Source organism: Rhodococcus sp. A14 (genome assembly GCF_011603105.1).
In the GTDB taxonomy this organism is placed as follows: Bacteria; Actinomycetota; Actinomycetes; order Mycobacteriales; family Mycobacteriaceae; genus Rhodococcus_F; species Rhodococcus_F opacus.
The window spans coordinates 1-3159 of the sequence record NZ_JAAOQS010000227.1; the positions used below are offsets into that span (position 1 = coordinate 1).

Here is a 3159-nt window from a genome sequence, read left to right on the forward strand (position 1 = left end):
TCGACGAGGTCCGCATCGCGACCGAGACCGGCCTGACCCGGATCGGCTCGAACTACGACCTGTGCCACAGCTTCCTCGACCACACCGGGCTTCCCCTATGATCGGCACTCACTCAATTACCGAAACATCTTTAATTTCGGATGCCAGGTGGCACATGCAGACGCCACCGGAACAACATTGATGGGGAGGCGTCGAAGCCCAGTCGCGCTACGCCGGGGCCCGCGCAAATCGGACCAGTTGCACCGGGTCGGCGGGACCATCCCGGCCGGTGGCCACAAGCGCGGAATTGAAGCACCAATCTTGTCGGCGGCGAGGACGTTCACACAGCGTGATGGGAGCGCCCTTTGCGGCCGTGTACTCTCGTCGTCAATATGGGCCGAATGGCGACTCCGGGATGCACCTTCGCATAGCGCCACAGATCTGTCGCCCAAAATCCAAATGGTGCAGTCATCCCTAACACTGTCGGAGAAACACTGCGACGCTGCGCCTCGCTAGCGTGGCACGATCGTCGGATCCACACAAGTTTGGTAGGTATCGGTACGGATCCGACGAGCGCCCTCCCGTGTCGATTCCGTCCGGCCGCAACCAACCTGATAGCCGATTACAACGGTGATCTGGAGCTGGGCGGTCCCGACGCGTGGGATGAGTGGGAGATGGCTTGCTACTCGGCGGTCGAGGCGGCGAGAGGGTCGTAGTCGGGCCCTCTGAGCAGGGTGTGGAGCTGAGCCGGCGCACACCCATGTTCCCGCCGTCGAATATGGGCAGCACCACCGCATCCTGCAGCAGGCGTGCGAGCGGTAGATCGTGGTTGTAGCTGTCGATGCCGACGATCCGCATCAGGTCGGTGATGACCTTCACCGCGGTTTCGGGAGCCGTAGATCTTCGCCTGCACGGCCAGTTCGAAGACGCTGGGCAACTAGAGGTCGAGGGCCTGGCAGGCTTTCCAGCTCAGAGTGTGTTTGAAAACCGTCAGGTCCGGGCAAGTCGCCTGGTCATGGTCGCGATCATCGCGATGTGAACCATGGCTTCGTGGTGGTCGGGTCTGGTTTCGTAGTCGCGCACGCAGCGGCGGTGCTTGTTGATCCATGCGAAACTTCTCTCGACCACCCACACGCGGGCCGGACGTGGAAACCCGTGCTGCCGGGGATGCGTTTGATGATCTCTATAGGCAGGGCGAGAACGTCTTTCGCCCAGACGGGCAATCGTCCGGGGTAACCGCCGTCGGCCCAGGCCAGCCGGACGGTGGAGAATCTACCGCGCAGCGCGGCCAGCAGTCGGTGCGCGGCGTCGCGATCCTGGATCGAGGCAGCGGTGACGACGATGAGCGCAAGCAAGGGCGGCGCGAGCGACGACCACGCGCGGCCCGGGCCGTCGCAAACCCGGAAAGCCATCGCCGGCACGTCGCTCGCGCGTCCGGAGCTCATGGAGACCTACCGGGAGATGACGGTGCCCGCCGGCCCGACGTGGGTCGAGGAGCACCTGCGCCGGCTGCAGGCCAAGGGCATTCAGCCGCACTTCCAGCTGTCGAGCATCCCCCAGCTCGAGACCATGGAACGGCTGATCCGCCGCGGCGTGTACACCGGCCCACTGAATCTGACGTGGGTCGGCATCGGTGGCGGCTTCGACGGCCCGAACCCGTACAACATCATGAACTTCATCCAGCGGGTCCCGGACGGTGCGTGCCTGACGCTCGAGACCCTGATGCGCAGCGTGCTGCCGGTCAACGCGATGGCGATCGCGATGGGCCTGCACACCCGCTGCGGCAACGAAGACACCATCTGGGGCCGCAAGGGCGAGAAATTCGCCTCGGTCCAGCAGATCCAGCAGCTGGTCCGGATCGCCGGCGAACTCGGCCGCGAGGTTGCCACCGGCAAGGAGGCCCGCGAGATCTACCGGATCGGCGAAACCTACCGTGACGCGGACGAGACCCTTGCCAAGCTGGGCTTCGCGCCGAACCGCAAGCCCGGTCAGGTCGGCTTCACCCGGCACGCCTGACCTGAACCGCTGACCGAGGTCGGGGTCCGACGTGAACGTCGGGGCCCCGCCGGTCATTCTGTGAGAGAACATCTTTGGTAGAGCGATGAACAGCAACGGCGGACCGACCGTGGTCATCGCGCCCGGCCTGCGTGACCACGTCGCCGAGCACTCGCAGACTCTGCTCGCCGATCGACTCGACAGGGTGCGCGTCGTTCCGCCGCTCGCGCACGACAAGCTGAGGCCGGCGGCCCGGATCGCCGCTCTCGACGCGGTCTTCGCCCAGGTCGAGGGGCCAGGTGGTCCTGGTGACGCACAGCGCCGGTGTCCTGATCGCCGTGCACCTGCGAACACCACGAGCAGGCCGGAGACCGGAGTATGTACCAAATATCCTGTCAGGCAGTCATTATCGAAGTTCCGATAATGGACCTTATCCAATCCACCGCCCCGGTACTACATCAGATGACCGATCCGGCCCCCACGATTGGTTCCTTGGTGGGTGGCTGCGTTTCCGAGGGAATGATCGCGATGGCCAACCGCATAGTCGGACCATTTGCCTTTGTGCGGTTTGCCGGCACGACCAGCTCTCCGCAGCGAGCGTTGGCCAGCAGTGGCACCGGTTCCGGTGTCTTCGCGCAGGGCCCCTCGACAAACTGCGCCGGCGGATGGTCCACGGTGGTCGGCGGCGAGCTGGACGGCGAACTCGAACATGCCCCGCTGGCGAGAACCACAGCAAAAGCCAGGACTGTGAACTGATTCAAAATTTCGCATTGCGCCACCGGCTTCCCCGGGGTAGATTGGCTATTTACTGCAGGTGCCGGTAGAGCCGTCCGTGGTTGCTGAACCAGGCGACATTCCCATCGGACCCCCGAACGAAGTTGGATCGGGTGCCGGTGGGTTTGAGGTCGGGGCCAAGGTCGAGCCCATAGTCGGTCTTGTACAGCGCAAGACCGAGATTCGGGACTGTCTGCTCATCCGGCAGGTAGATGCCATCCGGGGCGTCGCTCATGTTGCCGACGAGCTGGCCATCTTTGCCGCGGAAGTTGATCACGACGGTCCCTAGGAGCGTGGGTCGGTAACACGCCGGGCGGGGTGTTCGGGTGATGGTCGGGTATGCGAGATGATGGGGCGTGCCTGATGATCTCGATGATGGTGGGTTGTTCGAGGTAGACCCTGTGCAGCGGG

Annotated in this window: 2 protein-coding genes and 3 pseudogenes; 4 read left to right on the forward strand and 1 reads right to left on the reverse strand. The window is 64.2% G+C overall.

Going from position 1 to position 3159, the window contains the following annotated elements; genetic code table 11:
* Positions 1–820 precede the first annotated feature (820 nt).
* The 4 genes and pseudogenes from G9373_RS46090 (at position 821) to G9373_RS44890 (ending at position 2730) form a co-directional block, all read left to right on the forward strand.
* Entirely contained in the window at positions 821–1018 is a 198-nt protein-coding gene (locus tag G9373_RS46090; protein WP_206033976.1) for a hypothetical protein, read from the forward strand.
* 371 nt (positions 1019–1389) lie between these two features.
* Positions 1390–1995: pseudogene (locus G9373_RS44885) on the forward strand (3-keto-5-aminohexanoate cleavage protein); the annotation flags it as partial.
* An 85-nt stretch (positions 1996–2080) separates the two neighbouring features.
* Positions 2081–2341 (forward strand): annotated as a pseudogene (locus G9373_RS47520) (alpha/beta hydrolase); the annotation flags it as partial.
* A gap of 95 nt (positions 2342–2436) precedes the next feature.
* On the forward strand, positions 2437–2730 hold the full coding sequence (locus G9373_RS44890) for a hypothetical protein (protein ID WP_167121254.1): 294 nt from the start codon (positions 2437–2439) through the stop codon (positions 2728–2730).
* Positions 2731–2779: 49 nt separating this feature from the next.
* Here G9373_RS44890 and G9373_RS44895 read toward each other — a convergent pair.
* Positions 2780–3037, reverse strand: a pseudogene (locus G9373_RS44895) (penicillin-binding protein); the annotation flags it as partial.
* Between the last annotated feature and the right edge of the window lie 122 nt (positions 3038–3159).